Origin of the sequence: Winogradskyella damuponensis, from assembly GCF_039538385.1 — a bacterium.
GTDB lineage: Bacteria > Bacteroidota > Bacteroidia > Flavobacteriales > Flavobacteriaceae > Winogradskyella > Winogradskyella damuponensis.
The window spans coordinates 411,993-431,710 of record NZ_BAABCB010000030.1 but is presented as its reverse complement, the minus strand read 5'-3'; the positions used below and the strand labels follow the sequence as shown (position 1 = coordinate 431,710).

Annotated in this window: 20 protein-coding genes; 8 read left to right on the top strand and 12 right to left on the bottom strand. The window is 32.5% G+C overall.

Annotated features, from left to right (window positions below):
- Positions 1 to 307: 307 nt before the first annotated feature.
- Positions 308 to 1,513 carry a helix-turn-helix transcriptional regulator gene (locus ABD730_RS17075; RefSeq protein WP_334466068.1) on the bottom strand — a complete coding sequence of 402 codons (1,206 nt, stop codon included), beginning with the start codon at positions 1,511 to 1,513 and terminating at the stop codon, positions 308 to 310.
- Between the two features lie 667 nt (positions 1,514 to 2,180).
- Here ABD730_RS17075 and ABD730_RS17070 point away from each other — a divergent pair.
- The 5 genes from ABD730_RS17070 (at position 2,181) to ABD730_RS17050 (ending at position 9,748) form a co-directional block, all read left to right on the top strand.
- A complete protein-coding gene (locus ABD730_RS17070; RefSeq protein ID WP_344716099.1) occupies positions 2,181 to 3,155 on the top strand; it encodes a FecR family protein in 975 nt (324 codons plus the stop codon).
- On the top strand, positions 3,145 to 3,726 hold the full coding sequence (locus ABD730_RS17065) for an RNA polymerase sigma factor (RefSeq protein WP_344716098.1): 582 nt from the start codon (positions 3,145 to 3,147) through the stop codon (positions 3,724 to 3,726). Before ABD730_RS17070 ends, ABD730_RS17065 begins: the two co-directional genes overlap by 11 nt.
- A gap of 90 nt (positions 3,727 to 3,816) precedes the next feature.
- Entirely contained in the window at positions 3,817 to 6,975 is a 3,159-nt protein-coding gene (locus tag ABD730_RS17060; RefSeq protein ID WP_344716096.1) for a SusC/RagA family TonB-linked outer membrane protein, read from the top strand.
- Between the two features lie 13 nt (positions 6,976 to 6,988).
- The gene (locus ABD730_RS17055) at positions 6,989 to 8,398 is read left to right on the top strand and encodes a RagB/SusD family nutrient uptake outer membrane protein (protein WP_344716095.1); all 1,410 of its coding nucleotides are present in this window, start codon (positions 6,989 to 6,991) and stop codon (positions 8,396 to 8,398) included.
- A 9-nt stretch (positions 8,399 to 8,407) separates the two neighbouring features.
- Complete coding sequence (locus ABD730_RS17050) at positions 8,408 to 9,748, top strand: alkaline phosphatase family protein (protein WP_344716094.1); 1,341 nt, start codon at positions 8,408 to 8,410, stop codon at positions 9,746 to 9,748.
- Between the two features lie 86 nt (positions 9,749 to 9,834).
- On the opposite strand, the gene ABD730_RS17045 is transcribed toward ABD730_RS17050, so the two are convergent.
- Complete coding sequence (locus ABD730_RS17045) at positions 9,835 to 10,788, bottom strand: NAD-dependent epimerase/dehydratase family protein (RefSeq protein WP_334466052.1); 954 nt, start codon at positions 10,786 to 10,788, stop codon at positions 9,835 to 9,837.
- 170 nt (positions 10,789 to 10,958) lie between these two features.
- Here ABD730_RS17045 and ABD730_RS17040 point away from each other — a divergent pair, with 170 nt between their 5' ends.
- On the top strand, positions 10,959 to 11,486 hold the full coding sequence (locus ABD730_RS17040; protein WP_334466050.1) for a hypothetical protein: 528 nt from the start codon (positions 10,959 to 10,961) through the stop codon (positions 11,484 to 11,486).
- A 52-nt stretch (positions 11,487 to 11,538) separates the two neighbouring features.
- Here ABD730_RS17040 and ABD730_RS17035 read toward each other — a convergent pair whose 3' ends face one another.
- Both ABD730_RS17035 and ABD730_RS17030 read right to left on the bottom strand, forming a co-directional pair.
- On the bottom strand, positions 11,539 to 12,243 hold the full coding sequence (locus ABD730_RS17035) for a hypothetical protein (protein ID WP_334466049.1): 705 nt from the start codon (positions 12,241 to 12,243) through the stop codon (positions 11,539 to 11,541).
- A gap of 70 nt (positions 12,244 to 12,313) precedes the next feature.
- Positions 12,314 to 13,123 (bottom strand): NAD(P)H-binding protein, encoded by an 810-nt coding sequence (locus tag ABD730_RS17030; protein ID WP_344716093.1) that lies wholly within the window; start codon positions 13,121 to 13,123, stop codon positions 12,314 to 12,316.
- A 114-nt stretch (positions 13,124 to 13,237) separates the two neighbouring features.
- On the opposite strand from ABD730_RS17030, the gene ABD730_RS17025 reads away from it, so the two are divergent.
- A complete protein-coding gene (locus tag ABD730_RS17025) occupies positions 13,238 to 13,723 on the top strand; it encodes a CBS domain-containing protein (protein ID WP_215926652.1) in 486 nt (161 codons plus the stop codon).
- Here the strand turns inward: ABD730_RS17025 and ABD730_RS17020 are convergent.
- Both ABD730_RS17020 and ABD730_RS17015 read right to left on the bottom strand, forming a co-directional pair.
- Positions 13,720 to 14,070, bottom strand: coding sequence for a hypothetical protein (locus ABD730_RS17020; protein ID WP_215926654.1), 351 nt, complete (start codon positions 14,068 to 14,070; stop codon positions 13,720 to 13,722). The genes ABD730_RS17025 and ABD730_RS17020 overlap by 4 nt on opposite strands.
- Before the next feature lie 40 nt (positions 14,071 to 14,110).
- On the bottom strand, positions 14,111 to 14,755 hold the full coding sequence (locus ABD730_RS17015; protein WP_344716092.1) for a spermidine synthase: 645 nt from the start codon (positions 14,753 to 14,755) through the stop codon (positions 14,111 to 14,113).
- Between the two features lie 589 nt (positions 14,756 to 15,344).
- On the opposite strand from ABD730_RS17015, the gene ABD730_RS17010 reads away from it, so the two are divergent.
- Positions 15,345 to 15,677 (top strand): single-stranded DNA-binding protein, encoded by a 333-nt coding sequence (locus tag ABD730_RS17010; RefSeq protein WP_215926658.1) that lies wholly within the window; start codon positions 15,345 to 15,347, stop codon positions 15,675 to 15,677.
- A gap of 80 nt (positions 15,678 to 15,757) precedes the next feature.
- Here ABD730_RS17010 and ABD730_RS17005 read toward each other — a convergent pair whose 3' ends face one another.
- The 6 genes from ABD730_RS17005 to ABD730_RS16980 form a co-directional block, all read right to left on the bottom strand.
- Positions 15,758 to 16,141, bottom strand: coding sequence for a cupredoxin domain-containing protein (locus tag ABD730_RS17005; RefSeq protein WP_334466036.1), 384 nt, complete (start codon positions 16,139 to 16,141; stop codon positions 15,758 to 15,760).
- A 29-nt stretch (positions 16,142 to 16,170) separates the two neighbouring features.
- Entirely contained in the window at positions 16,171 to 16,719 is a 549-nt protein-coding gene (locus ABD730_RS17000) for a carboxymuconolactone decarboxylase family protein (protein WP_344716091.1), read from the bottom strand.
- A gap of 143 nt (positions 16,720 to 16,862) precedes the next feature.
- The gene (locus tag ABD730_RS16995) at positions 16,863 to 17,015 is read right to left on the bottom strand and encodes a hypothetical protein (RefSeq protein ID WP_334466030.1); all 153 of its coding nucleotides are present in this window, start codon (positions 17,013 to 17,015) and stop codon (positions 16,863 to 16,865) included.
- Positions 17,016 to 17,105: 90 nt separating this feature from the next.
- Complete coding sequence (locus tag ABD730_RS16990) at positions 17,106 to 17,948, bottom strand: AraC family transcriptional regulator (protein ID WP_344716090.1); 843 nt, start codon at positions 17,946 to 17,948, stop codon at positions 17,106 to 17,108.
- 199 nt (positions 17,949 to 18,147) lie between these two features.
- On the bottom strand, positions 18,148 to 18,918 hold the full coding sequence (locus ABD730_RS16985; RefSeq protein ID WP_344716089.1) for a 3-hydroxybutyrate dehydrogenase: 771 nt from the start codon (positions 18,916 to 18,918) through the stop codon (positions 18,148 to 18,150).
- A gap of 10 nt (positions 18,919 to 18,928) precedes the next feature.
- Positions 18,929 to 19,708, bottom strand: a complete 780-nt coding sequence (locus ABD730_RS16980; RefSeq protein WP_344716088.1) for an alpha/beta fold hydrolase — start codon at positions 19,706 to 19,708, stop codon at positions 18,929 to 18,931.
- Positions 19,709 to 19,718: the final 10 nt, after the last annotated feature.

Here is a 19,718-nt window from a genome sequence, read left to right as displayed (position 1 = left end):
TTTTTACAAAAATCAGAATCTTTTTTTAATCATCACACACAACTTTTAGCAATGACCCATTTTTATATTCTTTAAATGACTTTAGTTTTTTTATCCAGGTACCTGTCACCATAAAAAAAGGTGTCTAAAAAGGTGTCCATTAATTTTAAAAAGGTACCCACTTTTATTTAAACCTTGGTGGTGGCTTTTTAGGTACGTGTTTTTAATATTAACACTGACGCCCTTATGATAAGTGGAGTAAGAAAAGATGTCCTCTTATAATCTAATTTATTGAATCAAAGGTTTTGATTTTGTTATATTAGGACTGTTAAAGATCTGTACGTTTACCAATCTTTAGAGTTTCGTAAATAATTTTAAGGTGATACTTTACGGTATTTTCAGAAATGAATAACTCGGCTCCAATCTCTTTATTTGTTTTGCCTTGCTTTACTAATGCTATAATTTCATTTTGCCTATCGGTTAAGTCGTAGTTGTCTAGGTCTATTTTATTTTGCCCAGATTCATTTAACTCTTGGGTAACACGTTCTAAGTGATTGCGAATCGTATTATTTTCTAATTCAACAAGTTTACGTTGGCGTTTTGCGACTTTAAGAAAATAAAATAATAACGATAAGCCAACTACAAGGGTAGAGATAAGTACTATATAGATTTTTCGGATTTTATTTTGTTTGTCAATTTCACGTTGAGCTCTTTGTTCTTGTAGTTTTCTTTCTAATAGTTGAAGTCTTCCACTTTTATTATTTCCATTAAATTTGGTACCTATTGTTCTAACTTTACGTGTTGCTTTAAGGGCGTTTTCAAAGTCTCCTATTTCAGAATAGTAATAAGAAATGTCGTCATACATTGCTATTAAATAGATGTCTACTTTATATTTTTCGGCATAATACAAGCCTTTCTCAAAACTTTCAAGAACCTTATCATGTAGTCCTTGTTTTTTGTACATGCTTATTTTTTTTCTATAAACTAGTGGTAGATGTTTTGGTGCGCTTTCTTCTAAAAGTACTAAAGCTTTATTTAAATACCGATCACCCTCTATGTACCGTTCTTGGCGAATATCCATATAGGCCAAAGCAGAATAATAAAAACCTTGCTTTTCTACATCAAGGTAGGTTATATCTTCTTCAGAAATTGAAGGCATCATTTCGATAACCTTATCAAATTCAAGTAAATCAAAATGTATAAATAGGCGTTCTACTTTGTATTCTATGTCTACTTTTTCTTTTTCGTCTGTTAATAGGCCTACTTTTTTGGCTAGTTCTAAGTTTTCTAAAGCTTGAGTATAGTTAAATAAGCCTTTATAGATATGGCATTTTTCTAAATAAGCTTTATAAATTTCTTTATTGGATGACTTGGGGTTATAGATAATGTGTTCACACCTTAGTAGGCGTTGGTCAACTTCTGATAGCTCTTCTTTAGAGACATCTTGTTGATTATCTTGACTATAATTTTGATCATTTTTACTGTTAATAGGTAATAATATAAACGATAATATTAGGGGAATATAACGTAACAATTTGAATGATTTTTTGGAGATGGACTGCAAATATATAGTCTATTTACGAAAATTCTGTCATTTCAAACCTATAAAAAAGATTGGAAGGTAGCTGTATTCTTGTTTTTAGAGGTCTTTTTTTTAATTCTAGATATTAGTGTTTAAAGTGGTAAATCTGCTTCAAATTTTAAAGTCAATATTAAGTGTCATGTAAACAGGTGTTTAATGGTAAGACTACCTTGTAGGGTAATACTGTAATGTGTTTTTTTCTTTAAACTACCCTCTGACTACCTGTCTTAATTTAGGTGATTTAATTAATATTAATGACTTTTGACTCAGTTTAAAAAAGATAGAATGCTTAATAGTTCTATATTTTTAAAAGGCTAAATGGTAAGGACTTTTTAGGGGGAAAATAGGGGTTTATCAGGCAATCATTATTTAGTGTGAAAACACTAAAATAGTGATTGCTTTTTTTTGTTCTCGCTACTTTAGCTAATTGTCTTATTTATTCTTAAATAATATATCATCTGCAAACCATTTGCTCTTCACTGTTTTTTTACCATATAATGCTCCAATAACCTTCTATTTACTATTAACATTTACTTAATAATTCCTTGTCAATCTCTTGATGTTAATCACTGAGGGTATTTTCTAATTTTCTACTCATAGTAGTAAAAGGGATTACTCCATGATTAATATGACTAAAAATGAGAGAAAATGTGTTCGTTATTTGGCACAAGAATTATCTACTGCCGCTAGAGCTATATTTGAAATAGAGCTGACTTTAGATCATGAATTAAAAGCAACTTACGAAAATTATAAATTAATTTGGGATAACTATCCTGCTAGCTTAAAAGCGTATCAAGAGCAAAAAGAAATACAATTAAAGCCTAAGGCTGTACCAAGACCTATAAAACGAAATAGAAAAGTAATTCATCGTGTTGTATATAGTTTGGCTGCAATTACTTTAATATTTATAGCCTATGGTTATTTTTCGCATTCAGATGAGTTAAGCTATAGAAACCAAGTCACTACAAGTAAGGGTCAGCGACAAACCGTATATCTTCCTGATAGCAGTTTGGTTATTTTAAATGCGTCTAGCGAAATTCAATACAATTCAGATTTTAATACTAAGCGTCGGGTTTACATTAAAGGAGAGGCTTATTTTGATGTCACTCATAATGAAAAAATTCCATTTGTTGTACAGACAGAGGATTTAAACATTACCGTCTTAGGAACCGCTTTTAACGTTAATACCGTCTTAGATAATAAGTCTGTATCATTAGAAAGAGGTAAGGTTAATGTATTAATTAAGACCTCTCAAAACAGTCTTAATTTATTACCAAAAGAAGAGCTTATATATAACACCAAAACTTCAGAGGTTACTAAAAGAAACTTCAGTATCACCAAAGCTTTAGCCTGGAAAGATAATATGTTAATTCTCGATAATTTAATATTCAAAGACGCACTCTATAAAATAAATAATTATTACGGAGTAAGCTTCAGGATTATTGATGAAAAAATTAAGCAAAAAAAGATTACGGGTGCTTTTAAAGAACAAAACATTGATGAGTTTATAAACTCAATAAAATTTATAGCAGATGTTGAAATAAAGAAGGTGAGTCATAACGAATATCTAATAACTCAAAATCATGAAGATTAAAAGCATTCGTCATTCAGTAACCCCAAGCGAAGACCTTTTTCTATTTGAACAAATTCAAGAGGGTAATACCAAGGCACTCGATGTGTTTTTTAAAAAATATTATGACAAACTGTGCAGATTTGGTGTTTTGTTCGAGTCTAACATTCATATCATAGAGGAAAAAGTAGACGATGTTTTCATCAAATTATGGTCTAATAGAGACCAGCTTAATAAAATTAAAAATCCAAAATCATACATCTATGCGATACTAAAAAACGATCTCCTAAGAATTAAGAACAATTACCAAACAAGACCACTACAAAACGACGACCAGTTAAATAGCAGTAGCCTATATCCGAGTATAGAGGATGAAATCATTGCTAACGAACAAAAAGAAATTAATAAAAATGTCATTAAAAATGTTTTAGAATCCATACCAAAACGTACCCGTCAAATTTTTGAAATGAGCAGAATTGACGGTTTTAAATACAAAGAAATATCAGAACTATTAGACATAAGCCCTAAAACAGTAGAGAATCATATTGGTTTAGCTCTCAGGCATATCAGCTCTAATGTTAGCAAGCTAAAGTAGAACGATGCACTATATAGCAATATTAGCTTATGCTTTTAATCCCTTAAGATTATATCAAACACAACCAAACAATAAAAAAATCACAACTTTATGAAACACCAAAAATTCATATTAAGTACTGTCATCATCTTGGCATGTTTATTAAATGTTTACGGAAGTACACATCCAACACGCAACACTGAGCGATATTATATTAATACTAACACTATTAATTTACAGTTAAAAAAAGCATCTTTAATTCAGGTGTTTAATTTAATTGAAAAACAAACGGATTTAAAATTTATTTATATTTCTAACGCACTTTATCAAAACACAAAAGTTGATTTAAACGTCAATAATCAACCTTTAGAAATAGTGTTAAGGACGTTAAAGCAAAAATCGCCAATCGATTTTAAAATTACTGATAATGGCATTTTAGTTAAGCCGATAACCCAAACAGTTTCTAAGATTAATCAAGAGAATATCACCATAAAAGGCGTGGTGTACGACGAGACTAATACACCTGTGTTAGGAGCTAATATCTACGCTACAGCGTATAATATTGGTGCTGTAACGGATTATGACGGCCAGTTTACAATTACCGTTCCTGCGGATACTAAAATGTTAAAAATTACTTATATCGGATACGAAGACGTCGATTTTCCTTTAGATGGTCAATTAGAAATTATAGTGAATTTAAAACCTCACTTTGCAGCATTGAACGAAGTTGTTATTACAGGACAAGGAGCAAGTGTACAGCGAAAACGATTATCTAACAACGTTGAAGTTCTTAAAGCCGAAGATTTAGCAGGTTTACCATCCCAACGTATAGACCAATTGATTGCAACCAAATTGCCTAATACCCAGATCAACTTTACAGGCGGTCAATCGGGAGCAACAACACTTATTAGATCTAGAGGTATTAATTCTGCTTTTTTGAGTTCCACACCAGTATTTTATATAGATGGTGTGCGTATGGATAACTTAAACACCACTAGTGCTTTAGGAGGTGGTAGTGCACAAGGTGCTGCTATGAGTTCTATAGCCGATATTCCTATGGATAATATAGAGCGTATTGAATATATTAATGGTGGAGCCGCAACAACATTATACGGCTCAGATGCCGCAAATGGAGTGATTCAAATTTTTACAAAAAAAGGTACTTCTAGAGGTACACAAATTACAGCTTCAACGCAAATGGGAATTGTAGCACCAACTACAGATTTTCTCTATTTTGATCGCACTAAAGACTTATTATTTCACACAGGAACTTACCAAAAATATAACTTAAGTATTAGTGGTGGTAACTCTGAAGGTTTTGGTTATAGTTTTTCTGGAAATTTTTTAGACAATACTGGTGCTCAGATAGCGGATAATAATGCGAATAGAAAAGTAGATTTTAGTACTGGTTTTAAAGCAAAATTAGGAGAGAAAGTAACGTATAATAGTTCCTTTATTTATGTGAATAACGTATATAATAGAAACCGAAATGGTAACCAAGGAGGTTATACAGGTTTGTGGTTTGCAGAAAGTGGAGCGTCTGTTTTAAAAGGTTTTAATAATAGGTTAGATGATCTTAGTGATGCCGAGTTTAACGACATAAATGATTTTGTGAAAACGGCGGAAGAATTACAAAACAACGAAATCTCTATTAATAGATTTACAACGTCTCAAAGTTTCGCTTTTAAGCCGACGAATAATTTTGAAACTAAATTCGTTGGAGGTATTGATTATAGAGTTCAAAACGATCAAACCATTCAAACCAACGAGTACTTATCACATACCACTCAAACTAATGTTACAGACGAGGGGAGTATTGCCAATATAGAACGTAAATACTTTGGTATTACACTAGAATTAAGTGCGCAACATAAATTTGAGACAGGTAAATTTTCATTTATCTCAACCATGGGTGGTCAATTATTCAGAAACTCGGATCATCAAATTCAATACGTAGGAACAAATATTAGAGACGGAGCTGAAACTATTAGCGATGCCGCTATAAAAACGAGTGAAGAATATTTGGTAGAAGTTCTTAATTATGGGTTTTATTTTCAAGAAAATATTGGCTTTAAAGATAAATTGTTTTTTGACTTAGGTATTCGAGGGGATCGTAACCCGTCTTTTGGTGATAATATTGGGACGCAATACTACCCTAAAGCAGGTGTTTCTTATTTGTTGAGTTCAGAGCCTTGGTTAGAAAATGCAACGGCTATTAATTCTTTAAGATTAAGAGGGAATTATGGTGTTGCAGGTAATTTACCTCCTGCTTTTGTAAACGAAAGAACCATAGATTTTGATGGCTTTTTAGGGGAACAAGCTGCATTTTTTGGACAATCTGGAAATCCGGATTTAAAACCTGAAAAAACAAGAACGTTTGAAGTAGGTGTGGATGCAGCATTATTTAATAACAGAGTCAACTTATCAGTAGGCTATTATAACGCCAATACTAAAGATGCTTTATTCTATTTACCACCAACACCATCTAGTGGCTATGCAAGTAGTCAATTATACAATATTGGAGAAATAGAAAATAAAGGTTGGGAAATAAACGCCAACTTTATTCCTATTCAAACCGAAAATGTAACACTATCATTTAATGTGTCTATAAACACTTTAGATAACTTAGTGGTGGACTCTGGTGGCGTGGCGCCTTTTAATATTAACGGATTTAGTGCCAGAACGATTCAAACTGTTGTAGAGGAGGGTTACCCTATCGGCTATATCAGAGGAAACTATGGAACCTTTGACGAAAATGGCGTTTTGGAATCTACTACAGCACAATCTTATTTAGGGACTACTATCCCAGATTTATTTGGTAATCTAGGGGTGAACTTCTCTTATAAAAACTTCAGTTTCTTTGCAAATGGTAATTACCAAAAAGGTGCTTATGCCAATAGTTTTGATCAACAGTTTAGATTTCTATATGGTGCTTCAGATGATATTGTACCAGCTGCTGAGGTCGAAGCTAACGGAACTTCAAATTGGTTGAATTTTACAAATTTATTTACAGAGAAGACAGATTTTATAAAAATTAGAACAATGGGAATAAATTACAATTATATCCCTAAAAACACCAAAACTATTAAATCTGTACTAATTGGTTTTAGTGTGAATAATCCACTCAATTTTACGGCATCGTCATTTGATCCTGAAGCCACAATTAGTGGTTCAGCAACGGGGCAAGGAGGGGCTTCTACTGGTGGTATTTCTTATGCTACGTACTCTGCGCCTAGAGAATTTTTAACCTCATTAAATATAAATTTCTAAAAACAAAAAAATCATGAAAAAAACTTATATATATTTAGCGGTTTTGCTTCTGACATTTACGTCTTGTGTCGATAACCCTAATGTTACAGAAGAGGATTTCCTAGAAAACAACAATTCAGCAACGAGTTGGATAATGGGTATTAAAAGGCAACTTGCCTTAACCATGAATGATATCGTTATCAATTCTGAAATGGTATCAGATAATTATTTTAACAACTATACGCTTTATAATAAAGTCTATGATATTCCTCAAATTGATTATACAGATATCGATGGGAATAGTATGCAAGTTGAAATTGGAGCCTTGAGAGAAATGGCAGAATATGCTTTAGAAACGGTATTGCCTAGTGATCCAGATGCTACTACGCAACAATGGTCTTATGCTTATTTTGCTAAAGCTTACGCTTTAATATTATCTGGTGAGAATTTCACAGGTCTTCCTATGAATAGCAATAGTGAAGCTTTTACTTCAAGCGAATTATTAGAAGCTAGCTTAGGTTACTTAGACCTTGCTATTGAAAACGAAAGTGACGCTGAAACCATTTTAGCCTACCAGTTATTAAAATCTAGAGTATACCGTGGTTTAGGAGATAGAGCTAACGCAAAATCTTTAGCTCAAACTGTAATTAGTAATAATAGCTTATTGTTTATCGTAGAATTCGATGGAACAAATGGTGTCCCTAACGAAATTCAGAATGCCACCTTTACGGCTAGCGAAAACAGATTTGCGCCACTTCCAAGGTTAGACTTTTTAGATCCTAAATTCTTTGATTTAGGAACGGCTTCAGAAGATCAAAAATCTTTATCCCTAGCCAAAGTGGAAGAGGCCTATTTAATTTTGGCGGAAGCTTATACTGCAGAAAATAATTTAGAAATGGCTAAATCTACATTAAATAACCTTATAGATAACGTTATAAATTCTAGGCCAATAATGTATTTAGATGATAGCGAGGAATTGAGAAATGGTACTAATAGACAGGATTATCCAACGACAGCCGTTGAGGTTAGTTTTGAAAGTGGACAAGAATTTCAATCAGGTTATGTCCTAGATAGACAAGAAGGCTTAATTCCTGTTTATACTGTTTCTGGTACAAGTGTTACTCATACTGATATTGATGCTTCAGAAAATGTAGATGATGTATTGTACCTTATTTATTTAATGCGTCAAGAGGTTTTTATTAGTGAAGGTAGACGTTCTAACGATTTAGGTATAAAGTTTCCAGTGTCTCAAACTGAGCAGTTAAACAACTCTAATATTTCTGCTGAATTTACCTTACCTGTGATACCTAGTTTTATTCCTTTAGATTTAGGTTTAGATGATTTTATTGTGGATGAAACTACAGGAAATGTTACTATGCTTTACGATATGAATCGCGTATTAGTTCAAAATAAAACGTCAAACCATGTGTTGCCTTTTAATTAATACTATATAATGAAACAGTTATTTAAAAATATTTTTGTCGTAATAGTATCGTGTTTTGGGTTGAACCTCATCGTTGCGCAAGAAGCGAAACACTTAGTTATTATAAGTATCGATGGTTTTAGACCAGACTTCTATTTGCAAGAGCAATGGCCAGCACCCAATATTCAAGATTTAGCAAACAATGGAATTGCTTCACAAGGTGTAAATGGTATTTTTCCAACAGTTACATATCCGTCACATACGACTTTAATAACAGGTGTCGGTCCTGATGAACATGGTATATATTACAACACTAAAGTATCAGAAGAAGGTACTCCGGGTAATTGGTATTATGATTTTAGTTCCGTAAAAGCTAAAACCTTATGGGAAGCGGCAAAAGATACTGGACTAAAAACGGCTTCTGTTTCTTGGCCTATTACTGTAAATGCAGCAGTAATAGATTATAATATACCAGAAATATGGTCATTTGATAACCCAAGAGATCGTCGTGGTGCAACTCAAAAATATGCAACTCCTAAAGGTTTGTTTGAAGAGGTAATAAGCAATGCTACAGGTAATTTAGAAGTAGATGACTATAACTTAAGTTCCTTAAGTATGGATCAAAATTTGGGTCGTATAGCTAGTTATATAATTAGAACCTATACGCCTAATTTGTTAACGATTCATTTACCAAATACCGATGGTGCACAGCATAGAAATGGACGTGACGGAGTTGGTGTCCAAAAGGCAATTGCTGGTGCAGACCAAGCTGTTAGTACTATAATTGATGCCTTAAAAAAAGCGGACATTTTAGAGCAAACAAATATTATCATCACTGGAGATCATGGTTTCTACACGGTACATTCTAGTATTGCTCCCAATCTGTGGTTAAAAGAATTAGGTTTACTTGATAAAGATACATTCTTTCTAAGTACTGGCGGTTCGGCATTCTTGCATATGAAGGATAAAAACGATACAAAAACAATGGAAAAAATTGTAGAGAAACTCGAAGGTTTACCATTTAGTGTTAAAAAAGCGTTTCGAATTATTTCAAGGGATGATATGACTTCAAGAGGAGCTAATCCAAATGCTGTATTGGCTTTGACTGCAAATGATGGTTTTAGCTTTAATAATGATAGAGAAGGAGAGTTGATTAAAACGGCACATGGAGGAAAGCATGGTCAATATCCAGACACTAAAAATATTCAAACTGGTTTTGTAGCTTTTGGTCCTGATTTTAAAAAAGGCATAGTTTTTCCTGAAATACAAATGGAGGATATACCTACGTTATCGGCTTATTTGCTTGGCGTGGAGTTAGAATCTTCTAAAGGAATTGTTTATAAGAGTATGCTAAAAACTACTACAGATTAAGACTTCATAGTATTAAATCATGTAGAACAAAAAAGCAAGAGTTAGTTTTCTCTTGCTTTTTTTTATATCTATATACGAAATAGGTACTATGACTGATATTTCTTCTTCAACTGCGTCAACATTTCAGAAGTCATTTTTTTAAGATCAAAATCGTGGGACCAGTTCCAGTCTTTTCGCGCTACGCTATCATCTATAGACGATGGCCAGCTATCTGCAATGGCCTGTCTAAAGTCTGGGTTATAAGAAATTTTAAACTCAGGCATTTCTGCTTTGATACTTTCAGCTATTTCTTTTGGGGTAAAACTGATAGCTGACAAATTGTAGGATGATCTTATAGTTAAGTTCTCAGAAGGAGCTGCCATAAGTTCTGTGGTCGCTTTTATGGCATCATCCATAAACATCATAGGTAAATTAGTGTCTTCTGATAAAAAGCTCTCGTATTTGCCTTCTTTTATAGCTTCGTGATAAATTTCTACCGCATAATCTGTAGTACCACCTCCAGGCATCGCTTTATGGCTAATAATACCTGGATAGCGAATGCTTCTTACATCTACATCATATTTGTTATAGTAATATTCACACCATCGTTCTCCAACTTGCTTGGTTATACCATAAACGGTTGTTGGTTCGCAAATGGTGTGTTGAGGTGTGTTTTGATTTGGAGTAGTTGGTCCAAAAACAGCAATACTACTTGGCCAAAATACTTTTTTAATATGTCCAGATTTGGCTAGGTTAAGCACATGAAATAATGAATTCATGTTTAGATCCCAAGCTTCCATTGGGTATTTTTCACCAGTAGCGCTTAGTAAAGCTGCCATAAGGTAAATAGTGTCTATATTATGGTTAATGCAGCAATCTTTGATGGCATTAAAGTTTTTAGCATCTAAAATTACAAAGGGTCCAGCGTTTACTAACTCTAATTTACGTGTATTAATATCGCTAGCAATAACGTTATCTGTACCATGGATTTCTCTTAACTTGGTTGTTAGTTCTGTCCCTATTTGCCCACAGGCACCTATGATTAATATTTTTGAAGACATCTGTTCTTTTTAAATTATCGTCAAAAGTAATAAGAATTAATACTTGGTAATATTAAAATTTTCAGAAAAAAGACTGTTTTTTACGAATATTTCAATTTAGCTTCAAAAGCATATACTAAAGCCTGAAAAAGGATAGTTTAGTATATTTACATTCAAATTAGTAAATACTTATGAAAATTAAATTTGTCCTTTTATTTTTAAGCTGTGTTGTATTAGCGAATTGCGGTGATGATAATAATACAAATGATGTTAAGATAACTGAAAACAAGGAGCAAAATGCACCTATAACAGCAAAAACTATTGAGGGTATAGATTATAAGGATTATGTGCTTAGCCCAGAAAGTGAAAAAGCCATAGTTACATGGGAAAGGTATCACGAATTAGCCATGCAAATCAACTATTTAAAGAAAGCCGATTTTTCGTTTTTTAATGGTGAAAAAGAATTGCTGAAGAAGTTTATTGAAGAATTTAAGACTCAAATGCCAAAAGAGTTAGCTACAAACCATATTACTTCTCGAAATGCAATTATTGAAACTACACTTTTAAAATTAAACGAAAGCTTAACATTAGATAATATCTCTAGAAAAGATAAATTAAAAGGGATAAAAGAAGTGTTTATTGCGTTTTCTAATCTTAATTACATGATTAATGAAAAATTAGAAAGTGATGTTTATGGCAAAATTCAGCCAGAAAAATAGATAAAAAAATGCAGCCCATTGAGCTGCATTTTTTTTATCTAATGTTAATTTCTTAGCCTTTATTTTTAGCTGCTGCAGAGGCTTTTTGGGCTTCTAAAGCTTCTCTACTAATCTTTGCTAAATTAAAATTAGGATCAATGGCTAAAGCATCGTTCATAAATTTTAAAGCAATATCAATATTAGCGGTTTTGTTTTCTGAAAACTTTAATAGTCCATTAAGATACATTAAAGCGGCTTTCATAGACGTTTCATAAGGTTGTTGTTGATCGTAAAAGGCACGTTTCATGTCGTCAGTTACATTTGCCATAGCATAATCAATATTTAATTTAGCACCAGCCAAATCTTTCGTCTGAATTTTCATATCTGCCATTTCGTACGCCAAATATACATTTGGGCTGCGTTTGTAAAGCACTTCAAAATGTTCTAAAGCCATCTTGGGTTGGTTAAGATTTTTTAGAGCTAAAGCTTTTACTTCAACATTCAAATCAGAATCTGTTGCATTTTTTTCTACTCCAATAGTGTTTAGGGCTTGCATGTGTTGTCCTTCAGAAAGGTAGATGTATGCTAATGTATCTTTACGAGCTACGGAAGGTTCTAAAACGTCTAGATGCGTCATGGCATTAATTATACCTTGTACATCACCTTGCTTTTTCATCTGCTTATAATAAGCTTCGTAGTGTTTTTTTAACTCTGTATTAGTTTGTGCAAACATACTTACTGAAAATAGCATAAGCATTGCGATTGTAATAGTCTTCATTTGTAATGGCTTTATTGTTTGTTATTTATTCAAAAATTAATGGGATAAAACTAATAATTTTAAACCACTTTTAGTGTTCTGCTTTAAAGGTATAATTCAAAAGTTGTACCAATGTTGTATTGTCAATAATTTTTCCCTTACTTTCTTTAGAGTAATCATACTTTGGAAGCTCTAAGTTTTCTTTTTTACAGTACTTAGAATAATAGACTTTTTTACTAGGGTGTTTTGGGTAAACAGCATTTAGACTAACATTCCAAAGTTCTTTCTTTAGGATTGCAATGCAAATAGCCATACAGTCTGTTTTATGAATTAAATTTATTGGAGCTTCAGGGTTTGGTATATGATCTCTTCCTGATAAAAATTTTGAAGGATGCCGATCTTCGCCTATTAAGCCACCAAAACGTAAAATAGTAGTATTAAAATTAGCGTTTTCTCGAAGCAGATTTTCAATAGCTATGATTTGTTTAGCAGTATTGGATGTTGCATTTGGAATAGATTTAGCTGTTTTTACAGGAAAATGAGCTTCATCCTTGTATACCGAAGTAGAACTGATATAGAGTACATTAGTAATGTCGTGTTTTTCAATCGCGTCTATTAAATGTGTTAGCTCGGCAACATGATTTTTAGTAGGATTTTTTCTTAAACCTGGCGGAATATTAATGATTACGGTCTTGCTTCCTGTTAAAAATTGGGAGTAATTACCTGAAATTCCAGATGTGCTTAAGGTTATGGTAAACGGTTTAATTTGAAAGTGTTTTAAGATATCTATTTTATCTTTAGACGTTGTAGAACCGTTTACATTAAAGCCTTCTTTAACCAAGGTTTTAGCTAAAGGTAAGCCTAGCCAACCGCAACCTATAACGCTAATTTGTGTTTTCAAGATAAAGAGTCTTAAATTAACTGTAAATGTACAAAATACTAACTCGTTTTAACTTCTACTTGGTTAACCAATTAATTTTCAGTAACTTTAGTATTCACTCTAAAATTAATCGTTATGGCAATAAAAAGTTTTCAAGGAGCTCGAAAGCAGCAAAACACATCTGAACCCGTACAATTAAAGGTTAGGGACTATATGACAACAAATCTCATCACGTATAGACCTGATCAATCTGTGCAGGAAGTGGTAGAGTCTTTAATCAATAATAAAATTTCTGGAGGACCTGTAGTTAACAGTAGAAATGAATTGGTTGGTATTATTTCAGAGGGAGATTGTTTAAAACAATTAAGTGAAAGTAGGTATTATAATATGCCTTTAGAGCATGATAATGTTGAAAAACGAATGGCTACAAATGTAGAGACTATTGATGGTGATATGGATGTTTTTGATGCTGCAAACAAGTTCTTGCAATCTAAAAGGCGACGCTTCCCAATTGTGGAAAATGGAAAATTGGTTGGTCAAATTAGTCAAAAAGATATTTTAAAAGCGGCTTTACAACTTAAGGGTGAGAATTGGAATAGCACAACTAAAGGAAGTTCTTAGTCGTCGCGTTTTACCAAAGCATAATACTCACCTTCCAAAGGTAAATACCCTTGGTCGTACACAAAGTAGTAAACAGTACCTGCTTTTGTGGTGTATATGCTTGTGAAATAATTAAAATCAAACCCTTTTTCTATGAGTTTGGCTCTAGAGCACTTCATTTTTTTGTTAGGATTAAGCGCTTCTAAAATTCTGTAATTTTTTCTCAATCGGTTATTGGTATTCCTTATTAAGTTTTTAGAATCTTTATTAAGACGATTATTTTGTGCATTTCTGCAGCCATCACTACAGTATTTTTTGTCAATTCTGCCAATGATTACATCTCCGCATTCTGGACATTTTTTTCGCATAGCTTTAAATTAAGTCCTTACAATATACTAATTTATAACATTATAAAGAACTGGTAATGATGATGGTATTGGTGTTGTTTACTTTTTTGTAAACATCAACTTTATAGACCTTAGTTTTGAGGTAACTCACTAAAGCTTCAATGTTATTGCTATCAGTTTCTTTTACTGAAGCATTAAATAGTAATGCTCCCTTTGATGATTTTGATTTAAGGACATGATCCCAAAACTCAGTGCTTAGAAATTTATCAGGAACCGAAAGGTCGATGTAGAGATCTATGATAATTAAGTCAAAACTCTTAGTGTTGCTTTCTAAGAATGAAAACGCATCAGCACAATGAATTTTAAGATGTTGGTTTTCTGTAATCCCAAATTCGGTATTAGCAATATCAATAATTACAGGATCTAATTCTACGGCTTCAATATTATGCGTGTAGTTAAAATCTTTTCGAAGCGTTTTTATGACGCTTCCGCCTCCCATACCTAAAACTAATATAGAATTGACGTCGCTGATTTTAATCTGTTCTAAGCCATATTTTAAAATACGCTGTAAGGAACCGTAACTATAATTGGCGTTAGCTGAATTAAGATGTTTTTTACCGTTGTACCAAGTTATTTCTAATTCTCCGCTGTACATAGAGGTGATGGTTTTTGTAACGGGATAAATGTAACTGAACAGTCGTTTCATAGTTTGGTTTAGCGTAGTATTAAATCAATTCGTTTGTTTTGCTTCCCAATTAGAATGCATAACCGAAAAAGGAATTGATTGACAATGTGTTTTTTTGTATTAATATATAATTGATAAATATCTTTTTATTGGTAATAAGCCTATTATAACCGATCAATTTTGTCTTAGTCAATTGAATTATAAAAGTACAATAAAAGGCAAACCTCTTACTATTAATTTAAAATATTAAAGATGTTAGCAACACAAGCTTAACACAGATAAAATCAGTACGTAACATTAAACGAATATGTATTATTTAATTTTGAGGTGTAAACATTTGCAAGGCACATCTTCACATTGACTTGGTAAGAAGCAGTCTCCTTCCAAAATGTTAGAAATTTAGCATCCTGATTTCGGGTGCTTTTTTTGTTGTTACAGATTATTTCTTCAGATTTAATATAGATTAGGCGGTTTTAATTATTTACAAACGATTACAAACGGATGTAAACGGTTAACTACCGATTATTATTTGCAAGCTACTTCATCTTTGCATTGTCGAAACATTAGAACTCGATAGTATTAACTGTTTAACCATTAAATTTTAGAAATTATGAACACACTTAAAAACAAAGTACAGTTGATTGGTAACTTAGGACAAGACCCAGAAATCACCAATTTTGAATCCGGAAAAATTTTAGCTAAATTTTCTATCGCTACAAATGAAAGTTATAAAAATGCACAAGGCGAAAAAGTCACAGATACACAATGGCACAATGTGATTGCATGGGGAAAAACGGCTCAGATTGTAGAGAAGTATGTCACTAAAGGCAAAGAAGTCGCTATAGAAGGGAGGTTAACCTCGCGTTCTTGGGAAGATAAAGATGGTATAAAGCGTTACACTACAGAGGTACTTTGTAATGAGCTTTTAATGCTAGGGAAATAATTATAAATTCAATTTATAAATACAAAAGAGCAATCCACCGGATTGCTCTTTTTGTTTAACACTAAATACTATTTAACAATTTACTTTACAGTTAAAGTGTATTGAGGTGTAGGGTTGAGAGGGCAAAAATAGACATACTCTCCTTTTGTTAATGTCGTTACTTTTGATGTTTCTTTGGTGTTATTTTCTACAGCTTTAGTAACATAAGCGGTTTTAATATGGTTTTCAGGTTTAGAAGCATCTGCTCCTTTAGGAACTAATACAAATCCTACTTGATGACCAACATTTTTATTAGCGATTTCAAAAATATAATCTCCTTCTTTTAAGGTTAATGTTTTTTGAGTAAACTCTCCTTTGGTCTGTTCTAAAGATACAACGGCAGCTTCAGTTTTCATGTTGTTTTGTGCCTTTCCTGTTAATGTAAAGGTTAATGCTACGACGATTATTGCAATAATTTTTTTCATTTTTTTAAAATATTATGGATTATTATTAATTAAATAGTTTCTAATTCTAAGGGTTGCGCTACTGGAAAATCTACAGGAACTTGAGTTGTACTGTGTATATAGTTAGAAATGGTTTTGTCTCCAACTAAGGCAATAGTGTCTATTAAATTTCCTTTGGTGTAACCCGCATTAAAAAAGTTTTCTAAAACTGTTTCGTCTGTTTTTCCTCTGTTTTCTGTAATGTTTTTAGCCAATTTTGCTAAAGCATCTAATTTGTCATTTACAGTAGAAAATCCGGCTCTTAGTTCTAGTATTTGTTCGTCAGTAAAACCGTTCATTTTTCCAATAGCAGTATGTGCAGAAAGACAGTAAATACAATCGTTTACTTGACTTACAGCAAGGTTTACAACTTCTTTTTCTTTTGCAGATAAAGATGTTTTTGCGTTGGCAAATGTTAAATAATTTTCTAAAGCAGTATCACTATGGGCGTAGGTTGCATATAAGTTGGGTACAAACCCTACAGCTTTTTTTAAGTTATCAAAAATAGCTTGATTATTAGCGCTAACGTCTTCTCTGGTTAAAATATTAAATGTGTTCATAATTTTAATTTTTGTTCTGATTTTACTCAGGTTTTTTATTATTTATTTCAATTTTTTTTGTCGGTACAAAGTTCTTAGAAATTGTAATGCTAAAGAATGGTTGTAATTCCTTAAAGCATGTCATTATTTCCCTTTTTAATTAATTAGCCAATAAATGGCTTTTCGGCATCACAATAGAAATCGTGAATATGTTTTTGCTCACAATGCGTTTCTGCATTAATAGTGTTTACTATCTTTTTTCTGCTGTTTGTAAATATCTCTATGAGATTGAATATGGATTTGTTTTTTAGTGTCATCTTGTTATTGTTTTAATATTACAATGCAAAGATGCGATAGAAGTATGTGTTGTGAAATGAAGAATTTGCCCTGTGGCTTGTCAATTTTTCCTAACTAAGAGAGTTTAGTCTCTTTTTGTAGTCTGAAGGCGATAATGAGGTGTATTTTTTGAATAAACGACTTAGGTGAGAGGCATCTTCATAACCAATATCATAAGCAATTTCTTTTGCTGTTTTATCGGTGTAACTTAATTGGCGTTGCGTTTCTAATACAATACGTTGGTGAATAATTTGTAAAGGGCTTCTGTTTAGTTTAGCGAAATTATTAGATAAGGTTTTTGGAGACTTAAACAATTTATCGGCATAGAATGCGACACTATGTTCGGTTTTAAAATGTTGTTCTACTAAAAAGTTGAATTCACGTAGTAAATCTACTTTAGAGCTTTTGGGAGTTTCACTAATGCCTTCTTTAGCCTTTAGTAATCGTGTGCTTTTAATAATAAATCGAGCCATTAACATCCTAAGCATTTCGGCTTGTATATTATCTTCCGTTTCTAATTCATCTATAAAAACATCGTGTAATGTTATAAATTTTTGTTGTTCAACAGCATCTAAATGAATTATTGGAATATTTGTGTTTCCAAAAAATAAAATTCCTGCACAACTCACTTCTTGGTCGTGATCTTTAATACAATAAAATTCCCTGTTAAATTGATAAACTATAGCATCGCTACCGTCTATATATTGCAGATATTGAATGGGAGTTAAGGCTAAAATACTATGCGGCTGAATAGTTAATGGGACACTATCTATAATAAGATTAATGGCTTCTGATTTTGCCCAAATAAAAGTGTAAAACTCACACTGCTTCGCTTTTTGAAATGGAAGTAAGTCGTTTTCATTTCCAATATTGAATATGGCATTAGTAGAAAATTCTTTAAAAGTATGAGTCATAGCTACTAAGTCTAATAAGTAGCTATAAAATTACAAAACATGAGCATTATTTGTGAAGCGCTCTAAATAAAGAAAAAAAAGGCACCAGAGTTTTAGACTAACACTTAAAGGTTCTGATGCCTATTTTTTATTAAATGTATGATTTTATAAATAGCAGAAGTTTATAAGATACAGACATATAAATTACAGTTTCTAAAAACTATTGAGCACTCCAACCTCCATCTAAAGCAAATGATGTTCCGGTTATGGTTGTTGAGTTATCTTTTGCTAATAAAATGGCCATATCTGCAATGGCTTCAATTGGGACAAATTGTTTTACGGCTTGTTTTTTAAGCATCACTTTTTCTACAACCTCGTCTTCTGTCATACTGTGTGCTTTAGCTTGATCTTTTATCTGGCCTTCAACTAAAGGAGTTTTTACATAGCCAGGACAAATAGCATTACAGGTAATATTAAATTCGGCTCCTTCTAAGGCGAGTACTTTAGTCATGCCAATAACACCGTGTTTTGCAGTGACATAAGCAGATTTAAACTCTGATGCTCTTAAGCCATGTACAGAAGAGACATTGATTATTCTTCCAAAGTTTTGTGTTTTCATTTGTTTCCACGCCGCTTTTGAGGCGTAGAAAGCAGCGTTCATATTTATGGCTATGATATTTTCATATTTATGATTAGGGAAGTCTTCAATAGGTGACACAAATTGAATTCCAGCATTATTAACAAGTACATGTAAGCTTCCAAAGGTGTCTATGGTTTTAGTCACTAAATGTTCTATGGCTTCAGGTTGCAATAAGTTTGCATTAGAAAATCCGACTTTTATATGGTGTGTTTTAGCAATGTCGTTTGCTATAGCTTGTCCGTTGGCTTCTAAACCATGAAACATAATATTGTAGCCTTCTTTAGCAAATTGCTGTGCAATGCCTAAACCAATTCCGCTTGTGCTTCCTGTAATGAGAACGGTTTTATTCATGTGTTTATATCTATTGTTTTAAAAAATTTTGAAGTTCTAAATTAAAAGCATCGGGTTGGTCTAAAACCACTCCATGTCTAGAATTTTTAATTACAGCTAGTGTGGCATTTTGCATGCGATTAACATAGGCTTCTTTAAAAACTATAGGTGTGTAATCCATGTCTGATGCTACAACTAAGGTTCTTGCTGAGATGTCTTTGATTTTATCGCCTAAACCCCAATCCATTAAGGTAACAAATGATTTGTAGTACGCATTGTAATCGTTGTTTTTACAACGGGTTTCAAATTCGTTTCTTAGATCTATTTGATGGTCTTCGGGAAACATATTAAATGAAATTTCTTTTGCTAAAGCCTCTAATCCTTTTGTTTCTAAGAACGTGGTTCGCTTGTCTAAAAGGTCCTCTCCAATTTTACCCATATTGTTAAAATCTGGACCGCTATTTACGATGACTAAATTTTCTAAATATTCAGGGTGAGTTGCTGCCATTTCGAAAGCAATTGCTCCTCCCATCGAAAACCCAACTAGTGTTGCTTTTTTAATATTTAATTGGTCTAAAAGTTGCTTAACATCTTCGGTCATTAATTCTACTCCGTAGGCGTCTTGAGGTTTAGTAGATGCTCCATGACCTCTTAAATCTACAGTAATTACCCGATGTGTTTTGGAAAAGAAAGGGACTTGTGCGTCCCAATCTTTTTTTGTGGATCCTAAACCATGAAGTAATAAGAGGACGTTTCCCTTGCCATGATCTTCATAATCTAGTGCTATATTATTAACTTGTATTTTTAACATGGATTAGAAA